The organism is Psychrobacter sp. H8-1 (genome assembly GCF_904846575.1).
Lineage (GTDB): Bacteria > Pseudomonadota > Gammaproteobacteria > Pseudomonadales > Moraxellaceae > Psychrobacter > Psychrobacter fulvigenes.
Map to the genome: position 1 here is coordinate 740,327 of NZ_CAJHBG010000001.1, position 24,835 is coordinate 765,161.

The window sequence follows — 24,835 nt, forward strand, 5'->3', positions numbered from 1 at the left end:
ATTAATATTTAGTATTAAATCTCAAGATTGAAACCAATATATACTTAATATGAAGTACCACTCTCAAATCAAAACTGGAAAAACCTATGTCAGATATCATCGAAGAAAATATTGAGCATTCAGACAAAGCCGAAGTTTGGTTAAGCCGCAAAAACCCACGTCATAGAGTCACAGGTTCGATACCAAATCTTCAAGATATGCTAAAGCATCAATTTTACAAGAGTGAAAGTACTATCGACGAATACTCTCTGCGCAATCGCTACAAAGCAGAGAGTAGTAGTTTGATATTGGATGTCACTTCAAGACATCAACAGCAAAACCATCAGCAAATACAAGAAAATGTGCAAACGCTGAGTCAAAACACTAAGGACATTACTGATAGCTTTAAAAAAGCCTATACACCTGACAGATTATGGAAAGAGTGGCTGAGTTATAGCACAGATAGTAGTAAGCGCCTGTTGCAAACAGTCGATGTACTCAGAGAGCGCGGCGATGTCTTTCTTGAACATGAAAGTGCTGGTTGCCCACCAGTGTTAGATTATGACTATGACGTAATCATGGATGCGAGCGAATTTGAACGCCCTTGTAACTATGTATTGCTGAGAATCGTTCCACCTGCAGGGATCATCACTAACGATAGTAAGCGTCCTTATATCATTATCGATCCTAGAGCGGGGCATGGTGCTGGTATCGGTGGCTTTAAACATGAAAGTCAGGTCGGTGTTGCACTCAATCAGGGTCACCCTGTGTACTTTGTAGCGTTTAAGCGTCTGCCAGAGCCGACACAGACCATTGCTGACGTTACATATGCGGAAGGGAAGTTCGCTCGTGAAGTAGCAAAAAGACATCCAGATTCAGATGCGCCTGTCATCATTGGTAACTGTCAGGGTGGCTGGGCTGCGCTTATATTGGCCGCAACTAATGCAGACATAAAGGGCCCTATTATCCTAAACGGTGCGCCTGTATCTGCGTGGAGTGGAGAGGTTGGCGTTAACCCAATGCGTTATAAAGCAGGGGTCAATGGCGGTACGTGGTTATCCATGCTTAGTGCTGATATGAACAATGGGGTGTTTGATGGGGCAGCGCTTGTTCATAATTTTGAACAGATGACTCCTTATCGGAACTATGTGGGTAAATATTACGACTTGTACAAAAACCCACAGGCCAACCGTCAGCGTTTTCTTGATTTTGAGCGCTGGTGGGGTGGCTTTTTCTTAATGAATGAGCAAGAGATTCAGTGGATTGTAGAAAACATCTTCATTGGTAATCGTATTGCTCGAAATACTGCCCAGCTAGAAAAAGGCGTGAATATTGACTTGCGTCATATCAAAGCGCCGATTATAGCTTTTGCCTCACATGGTGATGATATTACCCCACCGCAACAGGCATTGTCTTGGATTTTGGATGCCTATAGTGATGAAAAAGATGTAGAAGTGTGCGGTCAACGCATCATCTATATGATTCATGAACAAGTAGGTCATTTGGGCATCTTTGTCAGCTCAAAAATTGCTAATAATGAGCATACAGGTATTGCCTCAATCATGGATATGATTGAAGTTTTACCACCTGGTTTGTATGAGATGGAAATTGACAACTATGAAGGGTCTGGCAAAGAAAAAACCTTTACGGTTGACTTAAAGCGTCGAACCTTCGAAGATTTGAGTGAAGCGATAGGGGCAAATCGTACGGATGAGGAGGCATTTAAGGCGGTACATCGCTACTCTATGTCTCAGACGCAAGCTTATGAGCATAATTTGCGTCCATTGGTTAAAGCCATGAGTAATGAGACTTCTGCTCAGTTTCTGCGCACCATGCATCCGCTGAGGCTCCAGAGAAGTATATGGAGTAGCAAAAACCCATTAGCAGTTGCGGCCAGTCAATTGAACCAAATGATCACGGGTAATATCGAAAAAAACCAAAGTGAAAGTTTCGTTCCTGTACAAACCAATAAAGAATCGTACGATCCATCTGATTTTTATGGCAGAGTGAGACTACCAGCCATTGAATCTCTTCAGCAGGACAATCTTTTCTTGCAGATAGAAAAGATGTTTATGGACAGTACGAGAATGACACTTGATTTTTGGCGAGATTGGCATGGTCGATATACTGAGAGCCTGTTCTTTAGTATATGGTCAATGCCGTGGTTCCGTCAGTATGGTAAAGCCGTAGGCTCGCGTCGTCTTTTAGATAAAGACGAGTTGCAGGATTTGCCAACAGTAGATGAGGCATTAGCCAAAATCACCAAAGGCGGTTTTAATGAAGCGGTAGTACGGATGCTGATCTTAGGTAATATTGTTGCTGATAACAATATAGATCGTGATCAGCTGATGCGATTAACGGAAGTGCTTACTCAGCGAGAGCCGTTTGCCAATATATTAAAAGCTGATTTGGCATCTATGATACATACTCAGACGATTATCGTGCGTTTTGCGGAAGATGACTCTATACAGTCCTTAAGTAAACTATTAACAACCAAGGACAAACGTATCGAAGCGCTTAAATTGGTTCGCTATGTGGTCGGTGACAAGCTAGTAGAGCAAGATCCTGCAATCTTGTCTATCAAAAACCGTATCGATGATGCATTAGGTCTAACGGATGCTGACATCAAATAAAAGTCTTTGTATAAAACAAGCAAACCATCGCTAAATATGTTTTATTACTTAACTAACTTTCGCCTCAAGTATTGATTTACTTGAGGTTTTTTTATGTCTGATGATTTTGCCAAAGATAAGCGGCTGTATGATTTTTATATTAATTACGCTATCATCATAAATGACATGATAATTATTAGATGGTAGTAATGAGTGAAACAATCTCTGCTTACTCTAATATGCTCTTGTAGGTGGACGAGTAACTAGTGAGCTAATTAAATACTGTATACAAGGAAAGTTGATTATGATAAGAGGTAGCAATAATGTTGCTGATAATAATAAAGCACGCAATGAGAGTGGTGAGGTAAAAAGTACCAAGTCTCTCATATCAAAGCCATTTGTCGTTGGCGTTGGTGCTTCAATGGCTGCGATGATAGCCGTTTCAGGCTGTGCGACCAGCTCATTGTTAGAGAGTAGTGACAGACAGGTCAGCTCAAAGACAGTAAAGCAAATTCTGTCTGAAGATCAAATTGTTGCCTTTGGTCGTCCAGCACAGCCGATAGCCAATATGCCAAACAGTACGATGGTCATTGTGGGTGAAAAAAACAGTTATGTACTGACTCAGGGCGGGACAGAGATGGTGAGTTTACTCACCAATCTGACACCAAAGAATATTCAGGTCGATAACGAGATGAGCTTTTACTCGCCAAAAAATGACGGATATTTTCAAGGTGAGATGAAGTTGTCTTATGCAAAACTCAAAGATGAGTTTGAGCGGTCTGATTATCAGTTCTTTTTACAAAACGGCGGTAAAGAATGTACCACGGCTAGTGATCAGCGCATCAACGCTCAGCGGTTCTGTTTTAGTGTTCCGATCAAAGGTGCCATCTACCCACAGGTTAGTAATTTGAACTTGATACAAGCCAAATATAAAGCGCTGACAAAACCTTATACTGTAAGTTTTTATAGCGAGTCAACGCAGAAAGAGGTCTCTCGTAGTGGTAGAAGCGGTGCCGAGAAGCTGGTCTTATTACCGTTTGCATTAGCCTTTGATGTGGTTACGTTTCCAGTCCAAGTGTTAGACAGCCTTTAATACTGAGTAAAGTAAGACTAACTAGAGTTTTAGCACTATATCCGTTTTAAAGTGAATCAACGATAACAAACCACTCAAATTTTAGGCAATAAAAAACCCACTAACTAGTGGGTTTTAATATTTGGTCTAAGATGAACTATCCGAAAATGGTGGGGATGGAGAGACTCGAACTCTCACACCTTTCGGCGCCAGAACCTAAATCTGGTGCGTCTACCAATTCCGCCACATCCCCATTTTCGTTACTCTATCATCAAAAGTGTTTAAATTCAAACACCATCAAGATAAATAACTGATTCGGTAGTGCGTCTCAGTGGTTGGCTATTATATAGAGTTTCAGGAGTTTGGCAAGCCCTTTTTGCATTTAATTTCAAGTTAATCGTTAATTTTTACATTATTCTGCATAAGTGTATGATATTTAAGCGATTTTTAAAATAGTTTTTTCATATCAAATAAAGCTCTTACTTACTTATCTGATTGTTTGTTTGATAAGTCAATATTTAGTTGCTGTAATTTACGGGTTAAGGTGTTGCGTCCCCAGCCTAATAGATTGGCTGCGGCAATCTTTTTACCGCCACTGTGAGTCAGTGCTGCATTGAGTAGTACGCGTTCAAACTCAGGTGTCGCTGTTTGTAAGATATCGATTGCGCCTGCTTGTAGCGATTCTGTCGCCCAGATAGCCAGCGCTTCTTGCCACGTTAATGCAGCAACCGAGTAGGAGATAGACTCTAACGGCTGCATTAGGTCATGATGATAAGAGTCATCATAAGGCTGATCTGATTGCTGCTGTAAAGGTAATTGTTGGTCAGAAAGTTGCTGTAAAGAATGATGGGTATTAGCCAATAGCTCAGGTGGCAAGTCTTCAATCAAGACCGTATCTCCCGTTGCCATGACCGTCAGCCATAAGCAGACGTTTTCGAGTTGGCGCACGTTGCCTCGCCAGTCAAAGGTTTGCATGAGACGTAGCGCTTCAGGATGTAGCTGTTTGGGTGCGGTGTTCATTTGCTCAGCGGCGCGCTGCATAAAGTGAATGCTAAGTGCGGGAATGTCCTCACGGCGAGCGCGTAGCGGTGGTAAAGGCAGACGAATAACGTTGAGACGATAAAATAAATCTTCGCGGAACTTTCCTTGCTGTACGAGATGCTCTAGGTTTTGATGGGTGGCAGCGATGATGCGCACATCAACCTTGATGGGCTGTTGACCACCAACTCGATAAAACTCGCCATTTGCCAGTACTCGTAGCAGGCGGGTCTGCGTACTAAAGGGCATGTCACCGATTTCATCTAAAAATAGCGTACCGCCGTCTGCTTGCTCAAAGCGGCCTTGCCTGCGCGTAGTAGCGCCTGTAAAAGCGCCTTTTTCGTGCCCGAATAGCTCAGATTCAATCAAATCATGTGGAATGGCCGCCATATTGAGTGCGATAAAGGGCTCTTGCTGCCTTGGTGAGTGCTGATGTAAGGCACTGGCGACCAGCTCTTTGCCAGTTCCAGATTCACCAGTAATGAGAACAGTGATAGGAGAGTGTGCCAATCTTCCAATTGCTCGGAAGACCGTTTGCATGGCCTGCGACTGTCCAATAATGCCGTTGGGGTTATTGTTAGTACTCTTAGTCGTTTTATCTTTTATTGAATTCTTATCTTCAATCGCATGGTCAGAGCTATTGGTTGGTTTTGCTTTTGGATTCAGCTTGCGATCTTTCTCTGCCTGAGCTTGGACATCGGTTTCGGCTTGCTTGTCACTTGTTTGTAAGTCCGGCTGATAATTGATGGCCTTATAAATCGTCGCAACCGCATCATCTAGATCAAAGGGTTTGGGTAGATATTCAAATGCCCCTGTCTGATAACTATTGATGGCAGAGCTGAGGTCTGAGTGGGCTGTCATGATGACGATAGGCAGCTGAGGGAAGTGCTTCTGCACCCATTCACTAAAGGATAAGCCATCCATCATCGGCATACGGATGTCAGTCAATATCACATCAGGCAGCTGCGTCGCTGATTCGTGCTGTAAGACATCATTGAGCTGCGTCCAAGCTGCCTGTGCTTGGGTAAAGCTAATTACAGTAAAACCAGCATCTTCAAAGGTGTCGGCTAGCACTAAGCGCAATGCCGCATCGTCATCAATTAGCCATAAAGTCGCAGGGTTTTCGTTATATTCAGTCATATATCAGGCCTAATGAGCAAGTGTTTCAGATCGTTTTTTTTGTTTAGCTGTGATTTTTACGTGTTAAGCGCTGGCTGTCTAAAAGGCAAATACAGCGTAAAGTGCGTTTGCCTATTCTGACTAGAGTTTTCAAGTTGAATGGAGCTGACCTCAATCATACCATGATGGCGGCTGATGATATCTTGAACGATAGACAACCCTAGTCCTGTGCCTGAGGCACGGCTGGTGACCATTGGGAAAAATATTTGTCCAATGAGTGCAGGATCAATCCCTGGGCCATTATCGGTGATGGTGACTTGTAGTGCTTGTCTATGCTGCTGACTGCCGATGGTATGCTGAAAGGCAACGCGCGTTTGAATGTGCAAGTGCGGCTTATAATGGCTGTCTGGCTGTGCATTTATTGCTTGAGCGGTAGTGTTTGTTGTTTTGAGCGTTTGTTGATAGTCAGTCATCGCTTCACAAGCATTGTTCACCAAATTTAAAAATATTTGGATCAACTGATCTTTATCCGCATCCAGCTCAGGTAAAGATAAATCGTAATCTCGTATTAAAGTGACTTTCGGATATTGATGAGCTACTAAAGATAAAACATGCTCTAGTGGCTCATGAATATTGACCGCTTGCCAATTTGGCAGTTGGTTGGAACCAAGAAGTTGGCCAACGAGCTGGGTCAAGCGGTCGGTCTCTGAGATGATAATATCGGTGTAGCTACGCAGCTTTTCAGCGGTTTTTATCAGGGTTTTATCACTAGTTGGTTCGGTAATATTAGTAAGGACTGGATTATGGTTGCTAAGAGTAAAGATGTCACTAAATTTGATAAATTGCCTTTGTAATAATTGCGCGGCTCCGCGAATACCTGCTAATGGGTTTTTTACCTCATGGGCGACCGAACGCAGCATATGACGGGCGACCTCATATTGCTGCTGTTGCCGTTGTTCTTCTGAGATACGGCTTTGACGGTCTTTACCCCACATCTCAATAATAAAATAAGCCTGCTGCTGATAAGTAACAGGCGTTACGCTATAGTCGATTGACACTGCTGCACCGCTGCTTGGGTGTCGCTTTATACTATGATCATGGTCGATAAAAGGTTGCTGGAATTTCTGAGCCTGACTGAAACGCTCGGTGAGAGGGCAGTTTGGAGGCGTTTTTTCTTTATCATTTTTTAAGCTACTATTCATTTCGTTATGTACAGCAGCACTTTCTGAATAGTCAGTTTTTAACGCAGTACTTTCTTTATTATTTAATCTGCCAGTTAAACCATTGCTCAATTCTTCAGGAGCAAGTAAGGTGAGTACTGACTGACCTAATAGCCGCTCACGACTGATTGCTAATAGCTGTTCGGCTTGAGCATTGAGCCATGTAACCCTAAGATCATTATCGACCCATAGGATGGCGGTATACAAATGTTGCGAGATGAAAGCTAAGTCTGGTGTGCTGTGACGGGTTGTAGGAGAGGTCATAAGTATAAGAAGCCTAGTCGCAAATTGCGTTTAAGTGAATATTTAACCATAAATCAACACTATAGCGCGGCAAAACTGGTGATTATCACAAAAAAAACGTACAATGCGCACAGCCAATTTTTCTCTAGCAAGGTCAGCCATGCCCAAAACTTCTACCGAGTCAGTTAACACGACTATTACCACTTCATTGCCAACATCTACTGAAGCAAAAAGTACTGTCTCAGTTTTTGATCCTGCCAAGCCAGCAGTAACATCTGCTCAAAGCTCAATGGGCAGTGTTCAACCCAATTCTATGAACAACAGCCACCATAAAGCCAACCACAATCAAAACCGTAGCATTGAGCAAAGTAGCCATGTGGTATCAGCTAATGCGCCAGTAGACGCAGCACCCAAGATTGGATTTGTGTCGCTAGGTTGTCCAAAAGCACTTGTCGATAGTGAGCGCATTATCACTGAGCTAAGCCGTGATGGTTATCAAGTAGCCAGCGACTATAATGGTGCGGACTTGGTCGTGGTCAACACTTGCGGCTTTATTGAATCAGCGGTGCAAGAGTCACTAGACGCAATCGGTGAGGCCATTAGTAAAAATGGTAAAGTGATTGTGACGGGCTGTTTGGGCAAAGAGGCGGATAAAATTCGTGAAATGCACCCAGCAGTGCTAGCAGTGACGGGCGCGCATGCTTATGATGAAGTGATTACGGCGGTTGCACAACATGTCCCTAAGCCAAATCGTAGCCTAGATGCAAACTACGACCCAAAAATAGATTTGATTAATGAGGCGGGTATCAAGTTGACCCCAAGTCATTATGCGTATCTAAAAATATCAGAAGGGTGCAATCATCGTTGTACTTTCTGCATTATTCCAAGTTTGCGCGGTGATCTGGTCTCACGTCCGATTGATAATGTGATGAATGAAGCTATGGCGCTTAAGAACGCTGGCGTGAAAGAGCTACTGATCATCTCGCAAGATACCTCTGCTTATGGGCTAGATCTCAAGTATAAGACCAGCTTTTGGAATGGCATGCCATTGAAGTCAAAGTTTTATGACTTATGCCAAGCATTGAACGACTTGGGTATTTGGGTGCGTCTACATTATGTGTATCCGTATCCACACGTGGATAAGGTCGTTGAACTCATGGGCGAAAAGAAACTCCTGCCTTATCTCGACATCCCCTTTCAACATGCCAGCCATCGCATCCTAAAAGCGATGAAGCGTCCAGCGCATAGCGAAAACACCTTAGCACGTATTAAAGCCTGGCGTGAGATTTGCCCTGATATTGTCATTCGCTCGACCTTCGTTGTCGGCTTCCCTGGTGAGACAGAAGAAGATTTTCAGTGTTTGCTTGATTGGTTGGTCGAAGCTCGCCTTGATCACGTTGGCGCATTTACTTATTCAGAAGTGGAAGGTGCGGTTGCCAATGAGTTGCCAAATCATGTACCTGAAGACGTTAAGCAGGCGCGTTATGAGCGTTTGATGACGTTACAACAAGACATCTCAGCACAAAAACTGCAAGAGAAAATCGGCAAAACGTTAACCGTCTTGGTTGATGAAATTGATTATGACGAAAATATCGCTATTTGCCGTAGCTATGCTGATGCACCAGAGATTGATGGTCATGTCTATGTTGACGATATCACTGCTAAAGTAAAGGTCGGGGAATTCTTAACTGTGACTATCGACGATGCTAGTGAGTATGATTTGTTTGCCAGCTATCATGGTTAATCAAACGCAAAAAAAACAGTCAGATATCGTTAGTCAATAAACGAGCAGATGAAAACTCATCATTCATTACTGATGAAAATTGCCCAATAGTGGGCAGTTTTTGCTACAATTAGCGCAATTTGGTCATGGTCGAATTATCGAACACGACCTACTTGTTTATTTTGGACTGCATGTTTTCATCTGTGCTCCGATCCTATTGATTATAACCGTCATTTAACGATAAAAAAGGTGCCATCATGTCTGATAAAAACCCTCGTTTCTCCCGTATTTTGCTCAAACTTTCTGGCGAGGCCTTGGCAGGTGGCAAGGATATGGGTATCGATACAGAAGTGCTCGACAAGATGAGTTTGTCAATCGCGCACTTGCGTGGTCTTGGGGTTCAGGTTGGTATCGTCGTCGGCGGTGGTAATTTATATCGCGGTGCACAGCTACAAAAAGAAGGCTTGGTTGGCCGTGTCACTGGCGATCAAATGGGTATGCTAGCGACGGTTATGAATGGCCTTGCCATGCGTGATGCTCTGGAGCGCCGCAATATCAAAACGCGTCTGATGTCAGCATTGCCGATCGGTGAAGTAACCGAAAGTTATAGCAGCCGAAATGCGATTCGTTACCTCAAAAATGGCGAGGTTTGCATCTTTGTCGCCGGTACGGGCAATCCGTTCTTTACAACCGATACCGCGGCTTGTTTGCGCGGCATTGAGATTGAAGCGGGTCTTATCCTTAAAGCGACTAAAGTGGATGGCGTTTATGATAAAGATCCAAGTTTACATAGTGATGCTGTAAAATATGACGGTTTGACCTTTGATGAAGTACTTGAGCAAAAGCTTGGCGTCATGGACTTGACGGCCATTGCGCTATGTCGTGAGCATAACGTACCCTTGCAAGTATTTGATATGACGAAGCCCAACGCTTTATTAAATGTCGTGATGGGCGAAAATGAAGGAACGCGCGTTTACCATTAACGGAACATGTTGGCTTGCAAGCTGATGAGTAGCAATCATAGTATATTAATAGCTAATAACCATCTATATAACATTGAGTATTATCGGTATCGATAAATAAGGACACATAATGATTAATGAGATTAAGAAAGACGGCGAAGCACGTATGGAAAAGACCTTAGAGGCGCTTGAAAACACCTTTAGTAAGGTTCGTACAGGCCGTGCACACCCAGGAATGCTTTCAGGCGTCATGGTGAGCTATTATGGTGCAGATACACCGCTTAACCAAGTAGCGAGTATCAACGTTGAAGATTCGCGCACGTTATTGGTACAGCCATTTGAGCGTACTATGGTGCAGGCGATAGACAAAGCCATTCGTGAAGCAGATTTGGGTCTCAACCCGATGAGTGCCGACGTGATTCGTGTACCGATGCCAGCTTTGACTGAAGAAACCCGCCGCGATATGCAAAAGCTTGCGCGCGCTGAAGCTGAAAACAGCCGTGTTTCTATTCGTAATATTCGCCGTGATATGATGAATGATATTAAAGATCTGGCCAAAGAAAAAGAAATTTCAGAAGATGATGAGCGTCGCGCTAGTGATGATATTCAAAAGATTACCGACAAGTTCATCGAAACCATTGATAGAAGATTGAATAACAAAGAAACAGAGCTAATGGAAGTGTAATTAGCAACAGTTTTAATACTGCTTTTCATCATGGTTTCAAGCTAACAGCCAATAGTGGACCACTATTGGCTGTTTATTACTATATGTAGTCAATCTACTATAAAAGAGTGACAGCGTTAGTCTTGACTCTCACTTGGAGTGTTATTTATACATCTGCAGGGGCTTTTTTATCCTCTTTTATATTGAAACAACTATGTGATAAAAGCACATTCTTTTAAGCCAGTTTTTGAGCCAATCTCGCTGATAAATTTACTTTCATAATAAGCAGTATAGTCCATGCCTACATCCTTATCATCGCCGACTGATCTTATTCCTCGTCATATCGCTATTATCATGGATGGTAATAATCGTTATGGCAAAGCCAAAGGTCTTGGCCGCGGCGAGGGTCATATCGCAGGCAAAGATGCACTAGATCCTATCGTTGAGTATTGTCTCGACGCTGGGGTTGAAGTGCTGACCGTATTTGCATTTTCAAGTGAAAACTGGCTACGTCCACCCAATGAAGTGGCTTTACTGATGCGGCTACTGACCTCAACCATCCATGAGCAGATGCCGCGAATGAATAAGTATCGTATTCGGCTCCGCTTCATTGGTGATCGCAGTCAGCTTGACGATGACTTGCAAGCGCTGATGCTAGATGCAGAAGCCAAAACTGCTCATTTTGAAGCCATGACGCTGGTGATTGCGATCAGTTATGGTGGACAATGGGATATCGCCCATGCCGCTCAACAATTGGCGCAGCAGGTACAAGCAGGTGATTTACGGGCTGAAGAGATAGACAAAGAGTTGCTTAGTCAGTATGTACAGCTAGCCGATGAGCCTGCTGTGGATATGCTCATAAGGACAGGCGGTGAGTATCGTATCTCTAACTTTTTATTGTGGCAATCTGCGTACGCTGAGCTGTTTTTTACCCAAACCTTGTGGCCAGACTTTAGCGCAGATGAGCTTGCACAAATGATAAAAGAGTTTGCTCAGCGCCAGCGCCGTTTTGGTAAAACCAGTGAGCAGATTGAGGCGCAAGGAACACGGTAGTTAATGCACACGGATTAACTAATATAATGTAGTATTAAGCAGATATTTATTATTATAAGGCCGGATTGGTATGTGGCAACGGATTAAAACAGCAATTATTTTAATTATTATTGTTGGTATTGCACTATTTGCGAGTCAAACGCCCATCTTCTTTGCACCGCTATTAGCAATAGGAGTCACCATAGCCGCGCATGAATGGACCAAACTGATGCCAAAATGGCGTCAGCCTGCAGTCTTTGTACTAATGGTATTAGCAATCACGCTTATATCCTTGATGTTCAAAGTCACTTGGTTGTTTTGGTGGGTGGCATCTTTGGTCATCTGGCTAATGGCGCTCTCTTGGGTGGGTAAGTTCCCAACGCATACGAACTGGTACGGCAAAAAGCTTGGGCTAATGGGGGTGGTGATATTAACTGCATCTATTACGGCTATGTTTTATTTATGGCAGCTGTCGGCATGGTGGCTGATGTATGTGTTTTTATTGGTATGGTGTGCAGACAGCGGCGCTTACTTCGTTGGGCGCAAGCTTGGACGGCGTAAAATGGCGCCTAACGTCTCCCCCAATAAAAGCATGGAAGGTTTGGCGGGCGGCTTAGTAACTGGTCTGCTGGTCGTCGTGGTCATCAGTGTCTTTAAGCTACAACTCACTGGTACAGCATTGGTCGCCTTTGTGGCACTCTCGGCGCTGACGATTTTGGCCTCGGTACTTGGCGATTTATTTGAGTCAATGCTCAAGCGCCGCGCTGGCGTCAAAGATTCAGGGACTATCTTGCCAGGGCACGGTGGTATCCTTGATCGCATTGATTCGTTACTATCTGCCACGCCGATATTTGCGCTAGGTTTTTGGGGGTTACAGTATTTGGGCTTAATCGTCGCTTAAATGCTTTATCAAACACTTAAGGTGGGTTGAATGTTCAACACGCCATAATTAAGGAGTTAAACCCTTTAGTCTATTTGCAGATCTCTATTCTATATTTGGCTACGTCAGTTGTTTACTAGCGCTGATGTAGCATTTCTGATTTTTCTCTTTCTTTATTTCTTTATGTTTATGCTTTTTTTTGCTGGCATTTTTTCACGATGGTTTTTTAATAACACAAACGTTAACACGATAAATGGGCATTAATGGTTATGACGCAACGCATTGCCGTACTTGGCGCAACGGGCTCTATTGGGGATAGCACCTTATCAATCTTAGCAGCGCATCCGCATGATTATGATGTCTATGCTTTATCAGGATACCAGCGCCTAGATAAGCTATTGGCGCTATGCCAGCAATTTGAGCCGACGCGTGTTTGTGTGCCGAGTGCTGATGTCGATGGTTTTGCAAAAAGGCTTAGTGATGTTGGTTTAACTATTGATGTGGTGGGCGGTGCTGAGGGTTTAGTAGATATAGCAACAGACTCACAGGTGGATACTGTGGTCGCCGCGATCGTTGGCGCAGCAGGATTGCCCTCGACATTAGCCGCAGCTAGGGCAGGCAAGCGTATCTTACTGGCCAATAAAGAAGCGCTCGTCATGGCAGGTCAAGTGATGATCGCAGCGGTCAAATCCCACAATGCAACCTTGCTGCCAATTGACTCTGAACACAATGCTATTTTTCAGTGCTTGCCAGCTGCTATTCAGCAAAACAACACCCAGATTCATGAACCAAGCCACGGTGTACGTAAGTTATGGCTAACCGCTTCTGGCGGGCCGTTTTTACAGCAGTCATTTGCTCAGATGCAGCAGGCAGGGGTCGCAGAAGCGGTCAAACATCCTAACTGGTCAATGGGGCAAAAGATATCGGTCGACTCTGCGACTATGATGAATAAAGGGCTAGAGCTAATAGAAGCGTGTCATTTATTTGACCTACCAGAAAACAAGATAAATGTGGTTATTCATCCACAAAGTATCATTCACTCAATGGTAGAATATAGCGATGGTAGCTTCTTAGCGCAGCTTGGCAGCCCAGACATGAAAACGCCCATTGCTCATGCCTTAAGCTATCCCAATCGTATTGATAGTGGCTCACAGCCATTAGACTTATTTGCGCTAAACGACCTTGAGTTTATTAAACCAGACTTACAAAAATTCGCCTGTCTGCGTCTTGCACGTCAAGCGATGCAAGCAGGTACGCAGGCGACCATTGTACTCAATGCCGCCAATGAGATTGCAGTCGCTGCGTTTTTGGCTGGACAGATCCGTTTAACGGACATTGCTGATATCAATGAGCAGGCGTTGACGCAAGTAAAGGTGTCATTGTTAGACGCAAGTGCAGATATAGGCGATATTTTATCCATTGATCATGAAGCGCGGCTCTACACCAGTGCGTTTATCGCAAAAATGGCGTAAACAAACTAAGCGAAATATCAGATGTATGGCACCTTAAGTAAAAGTAACCTAAGCGAGAGAAGGTAATGACGTTTTTACTAACGCTATTAGCAGCGATTTTTGTATTAGGCCCTCTGATTGCATTGCATGAATGGGGCCACTATATCGTGGCGCGTTTGTGCGGTGTAAAAGTATTGACGTATTCTATAGGCTTTGGCCCTAAGCTGACGGGCTGGACAAGCAAAAAAACAGGCACCGACTATCGGCTCTCAATGCTACCGTTTGGTGGTTATGTCAAAATGCTCGATGAGCGTGAAGGGGAAGTGGCAGAAGATGAGCAGCATTTGGCCTTTAATCGTCAGCATCCACTGAAAAAAATCGCGATCGTCGCTGCTGGTCCCATCATGAACTTTGTTATTGCGATTGCACTGTTTTGGGTGTTATTTATGACCCCATCTGAGCAGTTAGCGACCAAGGTTGGGCAAGTGCTGCCAGAGTCACCAGCGGCGATGGCACAGCTGCCAGTGGGTGATAAAATCGTAGCGATTGATGGCCATGATGTGCAGACGTGGGAAGGGGTCAATTATCGCTTAGCAGGGCGCATGGGTGAAACAGATAATATCAGCATCACCCTACAGTCATCTGAGCAAGCGACTGTTACTGCAAAAACCTACCAAGCGCCAGTCACTAACTTTATGCAAGGCGATGCGCAAGGTAAGGACGCGTTGACAAGCTTTGGTATGTTGCCATGGCAACCACAAATCGCGCCCGTGGTTGGTGAGTTGTCAGCTGATGGCGCAGCCATTCGTCAAGGGTTAGAAGTGGGCGATCGTATTACTGCGATTAACAACACAGCAGTGACAGACTGGATCAGCGTGACACGTATCATTCGTGATAGCCCTGAGGTGCTGTTAGATTTTACGGTATTACGTGATAACAAGCCTGTACAGCTACAGATCATGCCTCAAGGCAAAAAAGACAATCTAGGTAATACTTATGGTCAGATCGGTGCTATGGTGGAGCAATCTGAGATTGTCATACCTGATGAGTATAAGACGACAGTCGTGTATGGTCCGGGTGAGGCACTGATTAAATCATTTGAAAAAACTGAGCAATTGGCGGTTATGACGGTCAGTTCAATGGGCAAAATGCTCTCTGGTATGATAGGTCTTGATAACTTATCAGGCCCAATTACTATTGCCAAAGTTGCCAAACAAAGCTTCGATATCAGTTGGGAGATGGTATTATCTACAGCAGGTTTGATTAGTTTGAGCCTTGCTGTATTAAACTTATTGCCTATTCCTGTGTTAGATGGTGGTCATATTGTTTATTATGTGATTGAGCTTATCCGCGGAAAACCTTTATCAGAAAGGGTTCAGATAGTCGGTTTGAATATCGGTTTACTCTTACTGCTAAGTTTCATGGTGTTAGCGATTGGTAATGATATTAGTCGGCTATTTTAGATGAAAGCGGTGTCACTTATAGAGTAAGGTGCGATACAATAACGCCTAAGCAGGAAACAAGCTTCAGTTCTTATAGCAATATGGCGATACGTTAACAGCGCTATTACTACTATACTAATAGTATTTTTTAGTTTATTTTATAATGCATTTTATATAAAGTGTCCTGAGTCACCCCAAAATTAAGTCGCCGACTGCGCAATAATTGCGATTGGGCTAGACAAATTATGCTTTTTAACTTAACTTAAGCAAGTTTTTTATTGACGGATAGTGTTTATGCGTACGCCTTTATTTATGAGCGCGGCTGGGTTGCCGTTAGTTGTAGCGATGATGAGTGTTTCGGCACAGGCCGCAGATTTTGTGGTCACCGATATTGGTTTTACTGGCTTACAACGCCTAACCCCTGATAGCCTCTATCCAGTATTGCCAGTTACGGTAGGTGATACGGTCACTGATAGCAGCCTTGCAGCCAGTATCAAAGCCTTGTATGCCACGGACAACTTTGCCAATATCCAAAGTCGTATTGAGGGCGGTAAGCTGCGCTTTGACGTGGTCGAGCGGCCTATCATTGCTGAAGTCAACTTTGAGGGCAATAAGCTCATTCCTAAAGAAGGGTTAACAGAAGGTCTGGCAAATGCTGGCCTATCTGTAGGAGATGTGCTCAAGCAGTCGACGCTGCAAGGTGTCGCGAATGAGCTGCAGCAGCAATATATCAGCCAAGGTTATTACAACAGTAATATCGAAGTCGATCAAACCTTGCTGGATGGCAACCGCGTCAAACTGGACGTGCGTTTTATCGAAGGTAAGCCAGCCAAAGTTGTCGATATTAATATCATCGGTAATAAACACTTTAGTGATGATGATATTAGAGATGTCTTTGCGGTAAAAGAATCATCTTGGACGCGTCTGCTTTCTAAGTCTGATCGCTACGCTAAAGAAAAGCTAGCTGCCAGTTTAGAGAATTTAACTGCGCTCTATCAAAACGATGGCTACGTACGCTTTGCAGTTGATAATGCGGTACTCAATATCAGTGAAGATAAGCGCAGTGTGTTTATCGAAGTCAGTGTCAGCGAAGGTGAGCAGTATCAATTTGGTGAGACCAGCTTCTTAGGCGACCCAAAATTTGATACCAATGAGCTCAAAGAGCTTGTTACCTTTGGCCCGAATGAGCAGTATTCACAAGCTAAGCTAGATGCCACAACGGCAGCCCTAAAAAGCCGCTATGGCAATGAGGGTTACTATCTAGCCCAAGTACGCCCTGTCCCACGTATCGATGATGAGACCAGAGTCGTCGATGTTGATTACTATATTGACCCTGCGCGTCCAATTTATGTACGCCGTATCAACTTTAATGGCAACATAAAAACCCAGGATGAAGTGTTGCGCCGTGAGATGCGTCAATTAGAGGGCGCGCTTGCTTCTAATGATAAAATACAGCTGTCACGTACGCGTTTGATGCGTACAGGTTTTTTTAAAGCGGTAAACGTAGATGTGAAGCCAGTACCTAATCAGCCAGATCTAGTTGACGTCAACTATGTGGTTGAAGAGCAGCCTTCTGGTAGCTCGACCATTGCTGCTGGTTACTCACAGAGTGGTGGTGTGACTTTCCAGCTGGATCTGACGCAAAATAACTTTATGGGTACGGGTAACCGTGTCAAAGCGGCACTGTCACGCTCAGAGACGCGTGATTCATATAGCTTAGGTTATACCGATCCGTATTTTACTGAAAACGGTGTATCACAAGGAATCAGTGCCTATTATCGTGAGACTAAATACGATGATCGAAACGTTAGTAACTATGTCACTGACTCTTACGGCGCGACGCTGAACTACAGCTATCCTGTCGATGAAACCAAGCGCGTCAGTGCAGGGGTAAACTTCGATAATACCACTGTACGTGGCGGGCGCTGGCTTGGAGTGTCCAACGTCCAGCAGATTATCGATGATGGTGGTTCATTTACTTCATTTGAAGATGATCGTACGGGCTTTAAAAATGATTATAACACCTACAATCTCCTACTAGGTTGGGATTACAGCACCTTGGATCGTCCCGTGTTTCCGACCAAGGGTATGAGTCATACTGTTGATGCTACCTTAGGCTTCGGTGATGCCAGTTATCAAAAGCTGATCTATCGTGGTAACGTATATAAGCCCATCTACAAAGATGTGATAGCTCGTGGTTATACCAAGCTGGGCTATGGTAATGATTTGCCATTCTATGAAAATTTCTATGCTGGTGGTTATGGTTCGGTACGTGGTTATGAATCATCGACCCTTGGCCCTAAGTCAAAAAGTTATTATGATGCAATAAATAGTAGTATAGGTTATAAAGAAGAAGAGGTTGGTGGTAATGCTTTGGTCACTTTCGGTACTGAGTTAATCTTACCGATGCCGTTTAAAGGCGACTGGGCAGATCAGGTACGTCCAGTACTGTTCGCTGAAGGTGGGCAAGTATTTGATACCACGAATAAAAAAAATCGTAACTTTGTTGATCCTAATCCCAATCCTGATCCTAATATAACACCTGACCAAGATGTGCCTTTGCTTACTCAGGATAACGATTTACGTTTCAGTGCGGGTGCGGGTATTACTTGGTACACACCGATTGGACCGATTTCTCTTAGCTATGCAGTACCTATTGGTGATAAAGAAGGTGACGAGACTGAGAAGGTGCAATTCCAGATTGGTAGTACCTTCTAATAGTAGTTAAATTATTATTTAATAGTTAGGTCATTATCCTAGAGAGGCTCTATATTTGGCTCAGATGTTTTAGGTATATAAAAATATTAAAGTCACTCTATAAATATTATTTAAATTGGTCACCAAGCTGAGACTTGAGCTTGGTGCCATTTTTATGTCTATTGGTTATATTAGCTTTATTATGATAACGATTGAGCAACTTATTTCCCAAATTGAGCAGCGTCAGCCAGTATTGAATAAAGCTGAGCTGAATGCTGCGCAGCTATCTCAGACTTTAGAAGGTGTCGGTGGTTTAAACGATGCTGCTAGTAAGCAGCTGAGTTTTTTGGCAGATCCACACTATATCTCTAGTCTCAAAAGCAGCCATGCTGGTGCAGTATTGGTCACCGAACAATATCGTGAGCAAGTACCATCAACAACGTTGGCGCTAGTCGTAGCAACGCCTTATTTAGCCTATGCTAGCGGCAGCCAGCTCTTTGCGCCACAGCTATCTAAACAAGGTATTCACCCGACAGCAGTCATTGCGGAAAGTGCAGTGATAGCTGCTAACGTGACCATTGGGGCTTTTTGTGTCATCGGTGAGCATGTACATATTGGTGCAAATAGCTTCCTTGATTCACATGTGGTCGTTGATGATCGTACCCATATCGGTGCTGATAGTGTACTCAAGTCACAAGTTGTCGTTGGTCATGATTGTATTATTGGTGAACATGTTAGACTGCATGCAGGGGCTAGTGTCGGTGCTGAGGGCTTTGGCTTTGCACCAACCCGAGATCCTAGTAGCAGTGGTTGGGAGCGAATTGCCCAGCTTGGGCGTGTGATTATCGGTAATCACGTGCGCATCGGTAGCAACACCTGCATTGATCGCGGCGCCATTGATGATACTGTTATCGGTCATCATGTAATTATTGATAACTTAGTGCAAGTTGCTCATAATGTACGTATCGGTGATGGCACAGCGATCGCTGCGCAAACGGGTATCGCTGGCAGCACTACCATTGGCAAGCGCTGCATTATTGGTGGCGCAGTCGGCATTACTGGTCATATTGAGATTGCCGATGATGTCACTTTATCAGGCATGACGATGGTAACAAAATCTATCAAAACGGCTGGTTCTTACTCATCAGGAACAGCTGCAATGCCAACAGCCAAGTGGCGTCGCGCTGCTGTGCGTTTTCGTCAGCTGGGCAACGGATAAGGCTATTAAGACTGAGCCAAAGACAACCTGATTAAACGTAAGTCAAGCACGTTATCTAAAATCATGTTATTTAAAATACAGTCACTGTAATACTTACTATTAAAGTTACTACCAAACATTGCAAACAGTACCCAACAAAAGCAAGGAAGCCCCGTTATGAGCGCTATCGATATCGACACTCTCACTGATGCAGATATTCAATCATTGTCTGAACAAGGCCTGACACTACCACTAACTTACCATACGCTTAAGCACTATCTGCCACATCGTTATCCCTTTATGCTGGTGGATAGAATTACAGCATGTAAGCCGGGTGAGTGTATTACCGGTATCAAAAATGTGACTATCAATGAAGAGTTCTTTAATGGTCACTTTCCTGATGAGCCTATTATGCCAGGCGTGCTAATGGTTGAATCGATGGCTCAGGTGTCGGGAGTATTAGGCTTTATTAGTGCAGGATTGACTGCAGAAGATGGTTACTTATATCTATTTGCTGGCGTTGATAAGGTGCGCTTCAAGCGCCGTGTCATACCTGGGGATCAGCTGATTATTCGAGCCAAAACAGTGATGCAGCGTCATGGTATCTATAAGTTTGATTGTACTGTACATGTTGGCGATGAATTGGCGGCTAGTGCGCAAGTAATGATTGCTCGGCAAGAGCAATAAGTGACTGAGAAGTACTGATTAGCCATACGTTGATTGTCAAAACATTTATAATGATTAGTATTATTAAAAATGAAACAGCTGAGCTTATTTTAAAGTCCTGTTTTGAAATTTATTTGCACCAAATGATACAAAGGCCTGCATTATGAGTCAGATCCATCCCACAGCGCTGGTTTCACCGTCTGCTACGATTGATGAAACCGCAGTTATCGGGCCGTACTGTATCGTCGGTGATGAGGTGACGATAGGGGCACACACTGTATTGCATCGGCATGTCGTTGTAACCAGGCTAACCCGTATCGGTAAGCACAATCAAATTTATCAATTTGCTAGCATTGGCGAAGATCCGCAAGACTTAAAGTACGCTGGTGAGCGCACTTGGCTTGAGATTGGTGATCACAATACCATTCGCGAAGCCTGCAGTTTGCATCGTGGCACCGCGCAAGATGAGGGCGTCACTAAGATAGGCAATCATAATTTATTGATGGTCAATACCCATGTAGCCCATGATTGTGTGATTGGTGATCATAACGTTGTGGCAAATAATGTTGGTATTGCAGGTCATGTCATCATAGGCGATCATACCATTATCGGTGGCAACTCAGGTATTCATCAGTTTTGCCGTGTCGATGATTATAGCTTGGTCGGTGGTGGCAGTTTAATCTTGAAAGATGTGGCAGCGTTCACTATGGTATCGGGTAATCCTGCCCGTGCTCATGGTCTAAATATTGAGGGTATGCGCCGAAGAAAATGGTCTGCTGACACTATTGAGATTCTGCGTAAAGGGTACTTAACGGTATTTAGGTCTGGCATGACTACCGCACAAGCACTTATTATATTACAAGAAGATTTGCTGTTCAAAGAGCCCAAAATTCAACTATTGATTGATTCGTTGGAGAATAGCGCGAGGGGTGTAGTGCGTTAGTTTGTGCAGCTACTATCGCATTATCATTGATTAGCCATAACGATTCGTTATGGCTTTTTGTGTTTATGACTACTTGACTTTTTAGGTTGCTTAGCAGAAACTTAGCGTCTACGATATTGTAAACAATTCTTTCTTAATGTTGCTGAGCGCGTCACATTGATGCGTGATTTGAATAGCCTCATAATTTATGATGCTATTTAGGATAATCAGGGATGGTTATAGACAATGTTAATTGAAGCACGAGGATAGAAAAATGGCTACCAATAAAAAAGAACATGCGCAGTGGGGCTCAAGCTTTGGCTTTGTGCTGGCAGCAGTAGGATCGGCAGTAGGCTTAGGAAATATTTGGAAGTTCCCATATATGGTCGGTGAAAGTGGGGGTTCCGCTTTTGTTATTGCTTATTTATTTTGTATCGCGCTGGTTGGTTTCCCAATCTTGGTCGCTGAATGGTTAATCGGTCGCCGTGGACAAAAAAACCCTGTAAACAGTTATGCTGATGTTGCAGCCAGTGAAGGTAAATCACGTAGTTGGGGTATTGTTGGTGCTTCAGGTATATTGGGCGGCTTTTTAATTCTCTCTTTTTATAGTGTGATTGGCGGTTGGGCTCTTAACTATATTACAAAAGTCGGTACAGGTAGTTTTTCAGGTCAAGGTAGCGACTCTGTTGCCGCAACTTTTGATGCAATGCTAGCATCAGCAGGCACATTAACCATCTGGCATACTGTCTTTATGATCATTACGGCTATCATCGTTGGTATTGGTGTCACTAGTGGTATTGAAAAAACAGCCAAAATTTTGATGCCACTATTAGGTATTATTCTATTTGTGATTGTTGGTTACAACGTTATGAATGGTGGCTTTGGTGAGGCCGTCGCTTATCTATTCGCACCAGATCTTAGTAAGCTCACGGCTGATGTGATGCTAGCTGCGCTAGGTCACGCGTTCTTTACGCTGTCTATTGGTATGGGTATCATGGTTGCTTATGGCTCGTATTTGGGCCGTGAAGTAAACTTGCTTAAGACAGCACGAACAGTTGTTATCTTAGATACAGTGATTGCATTGGCTGCTGGTCTGGCCATCTTCCCAATTATCTTTAGTAATGGTCTTGATCCTGCTTCAGGTCCAGGTCTCATTTTTGTAAGCTTACCGATTGCCTTTGGTAGTATGGGAGCGGGTACTATTATAGGTACGTTATTCTTCTTACTCATTACCTTTGCTGCGATAACATCATCGATCTCTCTACTGGAGCCAACCGTTGAGTTTTTGGAAGAGCGTACCCCGATGAGTCGTACGGTTTCAACTATCGCTGCTAGTACTGTGATTTGGCTATTGGGTATTGCAGCTCTATTATCGTTCAACTTATGGAGTGATTTTACCATCATGGGTAATGGTATCTTTGATGCATTAGATAAGATTACCAGTAAGTTCATCTTACCATTAACAGGTCTTGCAGCGATTATTTTCCTTGCTTGGAGAATGGATCAGCGTAGCATCCAAGAAGAGCTTGGATTGTCTGACGGCGCTTGGCAGGTTTGGCAGATTATCGCTAAGTTTGTTGCTCCAATCGCAGTAATTGTCGTCTTTATTACCACATTGATGAGCTAATACAGATACCTATTAATAGCAGCTAACTGCTCATTTCTAAGAATTGATAGGTAATAAAAAGGGCTTAAGATAATTCTTAAGCCCTTTTTGCATTCCCTTTAACTTGTATCTAAACCTATAAGTCAGTGTTGAAAGCGACTAACGTAAATTTAACTCAGGGACCGTTTGTCCACGCTTGCTATAAAACTCGCTGACAAACTCATCGAAGCTATCTTGTTCAATAGCGTCTCTAATACCTTGCATCAAACGTTGATAATAGCGCAAGTTATGAATGGTCGCCAACTGTGCTCCAAGCATTTCTTTACACTTGTTTAGATGGTATAAATAAGCACGGCTAAAATTTTGGCAAGTGTAGCAGTCGCACTCTGGATCTAGTGGGCCTTCATCTTCTCGGTATTGACTGTTGCGTATGCGTACCACACCCGCATTATCGGCATCACCAGTAACGAAGTAATGGCCGTTACGCGCATTACGAGTTGGCATGACACAATCAAACATATCGACACCGCGACGCACGGCTTCGACGATGTCTTCAGGCTTACCAACACCCATCAAATAGCGTGGCTTGTCCGCAGGCATGGCGTGAGGAATATAATCCAAAACATCCATCATCTCATCTTTCGGTTCGCCGACTGATAGGCCGCCAATCGCATAACCATCAAAGCCAATCTCAAGTAAACCCTCAAGCGACTGTTGACGCAAGTCAGCATACATACTGCCTTGAATGATGCCAAATAAGGCATTGCTGCTGCCAAGCTTTTGATGCTCATCAAGACAGCGCTGTCCCCAGCGTAGTGATAGCTCTAAAGATTTTTTGGCCTCGTCATGTGTCGCAGGATAGGGCGTACACTCATCGAACTGCATGACGATATCCGAGTTTAGGCTGTACTGAATTTGCATCGATTTTTCGGGTGATAAAAACACTTTGGCACCATCAATCGGAGATTTGAAATTCACTCCTTCTTCAGTGATTTTACGCATTGCGCCCAAGCTAAACACCTGAAAGCCACCTGAATCTGTCAAGATTGGTTTATCCCAATGCATAAACTTGTGCAGACCGCCAAATTTATCAATAATTTCAGAGCCTGGACGTAGCCATAAATGGAAAGTGTTGCCCAAGATGATATCAGCACCGATGTCTTCAATATCACGTGGCAGCATACCTTTAACGGTTCCGTAAGTCCCTACTGGCATAAAAGCAGGGGTTTGCACATCGCCATGATTAAGGTGGACGGTACCGCGTCGTGCGCGTGTCTCACCGCTTGCGGTTTTATGGAGGATAAATTGCATATAATAATCGCTATCTGAGCTATGAAAATGTTGCTGATTATAGCATTTTTGCGACTTTATTGGGTGAGGGATGGTTATCGGAATAATAGATGCTGTATATAAGCGCTTATGTTACTCAGTTTATATTTTATATTGACTGATAATGAGATTTCTACACTAAAATACACAGACATAAGGCATTACGGATTGATAAGCTAGAAAGTGGTATATAGGACATATATCATTGCAAGATAACCAATTATTTAATGACGATGTTTGGCTATGGAGACGGTTTATGAAAACGGCAGTTTATCTATTGCTTGGCAGCTCATTATTAATATCAAGAGTTGCTATGGCGACCGAAGAACCTAACTATACGATTTTGTCGCAAACGAATGATTTTGAGCTGCGTCGCTATGATGGACAGCTTGTGGCTCAGACTTGGGTCACAGGCGACCAAGATGCTGCCAGTCGTAAAGGGTTTAAGATCTTAGCGGACTATATCTTTGGTAATAATACCGCGCCAGGTGGCAAGAGTCGTAAAATCAGTATGACTGCACCTGTAATGATGCAACCTGAAGCCATGTCTTCTGAAGAAAATAAAGACAGTGACGAGTCAGAGAAAATTGCCATGACTGCACCAGTGAGTATGCAACAAGCCGATGGGAAGTGGCGCGTACAATTTACTATGCCCAGTCAATATACAATGCAATCGCTGCCGAAGCCCAATAACCCAGACATCACGATTACTGAGTTGTCTGTGCAGACTTATGGTGTGATTAAGTTTTCGGGACTGGCAGGGAGCAATAAGGTCGCTGAAAAAACTGAGGCGCTGCAGTCTTGGATGCAAGGTCAAAACTTAAAAATTATAGGTACACCTGAGCTGGCACGTTATAATCCGCCTTGGACTTTGCCTTTTATGCGTCGTAATGAAGTCATGATTCGATATGAGCAGAAATAATGTATAAAAAAAAGACAGCTTAAGCTGTCTTTTTTGTGAGTAGCTTTTATATGAACAA

At 43.6% G+C, this 24,835-nt stretch carries 18 protein-coding genes and 1 tRNA gene; 15 read left to right on the top strand and 4 right to left on the bottom strand.

Annotated elements, in window-relative coordinates:
• Positions 1–86 precede the first annotated feature (86 nt).
• The gene (locus JMY01_RS03240; RefSeq protein ID WP_201574201.1) at positions 87–2,612 is read left to right on the top strand and encodes a DUF3141 domain-containing protein; all 2,526 of its coding nucleotides are present in this window, start codon (positions 87–89) and stop codon (positions 2,610–2,612) included.
• A gap of 283 nt (positions 2,613–2,895) precedes the next feature.
• Positions 2,896–3,684 (top strand): hypothetical protein, encoded by a 789-nt coding sequence (locus tag JMY01_RS03245; RefSeq protein ID WP_374220340.1) that lies wholly within the window; start codon positions 2,896–2,898, stop codon positions 3,682–3,684.
• Between the two features lie 147 nt (positions 3,685–3,831).
• On the opposite strand, the gene JMY01_RS03250 is transcribed toward JMY01_RS03245, so the two are convergent.
• From JMY01_RS03250 to JMY01_RS03260, 3 genes are all read right to left on the bottom strand, one after another.
• Positions 3,832–3,916: transfer RNA gene (locus JMY01_RS03250), tRNA-Leu, on the bottom strand.
• 230 nt (positions 3,917–4,146) lie between these two features.
• Entirely contained in the window at positions 4,147–5,841 is a 1,695-nt protein-coding gene (locus JMY01_RS03255) for a sigma 54-interacting transcriptional regulator (RefSeq protein ID WP_201574202.1), read from the bottom strand.
• Between the two features lie 56 nt (positions 5,842–5,897).
• Positions 5,898–7,304 (bottom strand): nitrogen regulation protein NR(II), encoded by a 1,407-nt coding sequence (locus JMY01_RS03260; RefSeq protein WP_201574203.1) that lies wholly within the window; start codon positions 7,302–7,304, stop codon positions 5,898–5,900.
• Positions 7,305–7,443: 139 nt separating this feature from the next.
• On the opposite strand from JMY01_RS03260, the gene rimO reads away from it, so the two are divergent.
• The 12 genes from rimO (at position 7,444) to JMY01_RS03320 (ending at position 22,547) form a co-directional block, all read left to right on the top strand.
• The gene (gene rimO, locus JMY01_RS03265; RefSeq protein ID WP_201574204.1) at positions 7,444–9,027 is read left to right on the top strand and encodes a 30S ribosomal protein S12 methylthiotransferase RimO; all 1,584 of its coding nucleotides are present in this window, start codon (positions 7,444–7,446) and stop codon (positions 9,025–9,027) included.
• Between the two features lie 236 nt (positions 9,028–9,263).
• A complete protein-coding gene (pyrH, locus tag JMY01_RS03270; RefSeq protein WP_201574205.1) occupies positions 9,264–9,989 on the top strand; it encodes a UMP kinase in 726 nt (241 codons plus the stop codon).
• 109 nt (positions 9,990–10,098) lie between these two features.
• The gene (gene frr / locus JMY01_RS03275) at positions 10,099–10,653 is read left to right on the top strand and encodes a ribosome recycling factor (protein ID WP_201574206.1); all 555 of its coding nucleotides are present in this window, start codon (positions 10,099–10,101) and stop codon (positions 10,651–10,653) included.
• Between the two features lie 276 nt (positions 10,654–10,929).
• Complete coding sequence (gene uppS, locus JMY01_RS03280; RefSeq protein ID WP_201574207.1) at positions 10,930–11,685, top strand: polyprenyl diphosphate synthase; 756 nt, start codon at positions 10,930–10,932, stop codon at positions 11,683–11,685.
• Positions 11,686–11,755: 70 nt separating this feature from the next.
• Positions 11,756–12,565, top strand: coding sequence for a phosphatidate cytidylyltransferase (locus JMY01_RS03285; RefSeq protein ID WP_201574208.1), 810 nt, complete (start codon positions 11,756–11,758; stop codon positions 12,563–12,565).
• 242 nt (positions 12,566–12,807) lie between these two features.
• Positions 12,808–14,016, top strand: a complete 1,209-nt coding sequence (gene ispC / locus JMY01_RS03290; RefSeq protein WP_201574209.1) for a 1-deoxy-D-xylulose-5-phosphate reductoisomerase — start codon at positions 12,808–12,810, stop codon at positions 14,014–14,016.
• A gap of 65 nt (positions 14,017–14,081) precedes the next feature.
• Positions 14,082–15,458, top strand: a complete 1,377-nt coding sequence (gene rseP, locus JMY01_RS03295) for an RIP metalloprotease RseP (protein WP_201574210.1) — start codon at positions 14,082–14,084, stop codon at positions 15,456–15,458.
• Positions 15,459–15,731: 273 nt separating this feature from the next.
• The gene (gene bamA, locus JMY01_RS03300) at positions 15,732–18,155 is read left to right on the top strand and encodes an outer membrane protein assembly factor BamA (RefSeq protein ID WP_201574211.1); all 2,424 of its coding nucleotides are present in this window, start codon (positions 15,732–15,734) and stop codon (positions 18,153–18,155) included.
• A 181-nt stretch (positions 18,156–18,336) separates the two neighbouring features.
• Entirely contained in the window at positions 18,337–19,353 is a 1,017-nt protein-coding gene (gene lpxD / locus JMY01_RS03305) for a UDP-3-O-(3-hydroxymyristoyl)glucosamine N-acyltransferase (protein ID WP_201577137.1), read from the top strand.
• 156 nt (positions 19,354–19,509) lie between these two features.
• Complete coding sequence (gene fabZ / locus JMY01_RS03310) at positions 19,510–20,019, top strand: 3-hydroxyacyl-ACP dehydratase FabZ (RefSeq protein WP_201574212.1); 510 nt, start codon at positions 19,510–19,512, stop codon at positions 20,017–20,019.
• Positions 20,020–20,161: 142 nt separating this feature from the next.
• Positions 20,162–20,941, top strand: a complete 780-nt coding sequence (gene lpxA, locus JMY01_RS03315) for an acyl-ACP--UDP-N-acetylglucosamine O-acyltransferase (protein WP_201574213.1) — start codon at positions 20,162–20,164, stop codon at positions 20,939–20,941.
• A gap of 253 nt (positions 20,942–21,194) precedes the next feature.
• On the top strand, positions 21,195–22,547 hold the full coding sequence (locus tag JMY01_RS03320) for a sodium-dependent transporter (RefSeq protein WP_201574214.1): 1,353 nt from the start codon (positions 21,195–21,197) through the stop codon (positions 22,545–22,547).
• 138 nt (positions 22,548–22,685) lie between these two features.
• Here JMY01_RS03320 and tgt read toward each other — a convergent pair whose 3' ends face one another.
• The gene (tgt, locus tag JMY01_RS03325) at positions 22,686–23,837 is read right to left on the bottom strand and encodes a tRNA guanosine(34) transglycosylase Tgt (protein ID WP_201574215.1); all 1,152 of its coding nucleotides are present in this window, start codon (positions 23,835–23,837) and stop codon (positions 22,686–22,688) included.
• A gap of 274 nt (positions 23,838–24,111) precedes the next feature.
• Here tgt and JMY01_RS03330 point away from each other — a divergent pair, with 274 nt between their 5' ends.
• Complete coding sequence (locus JMY01_RS03330; RefSeq protein ID WP_201574216.1) at positions 24,112–24,777, top strand: heme-binding protein; 666 nt, start codon at positions 24,112–24,114, stop codon at positions 24,775–24,777.
• Positions 24,778–24,835: the final 58 nt, after the last annotated feature.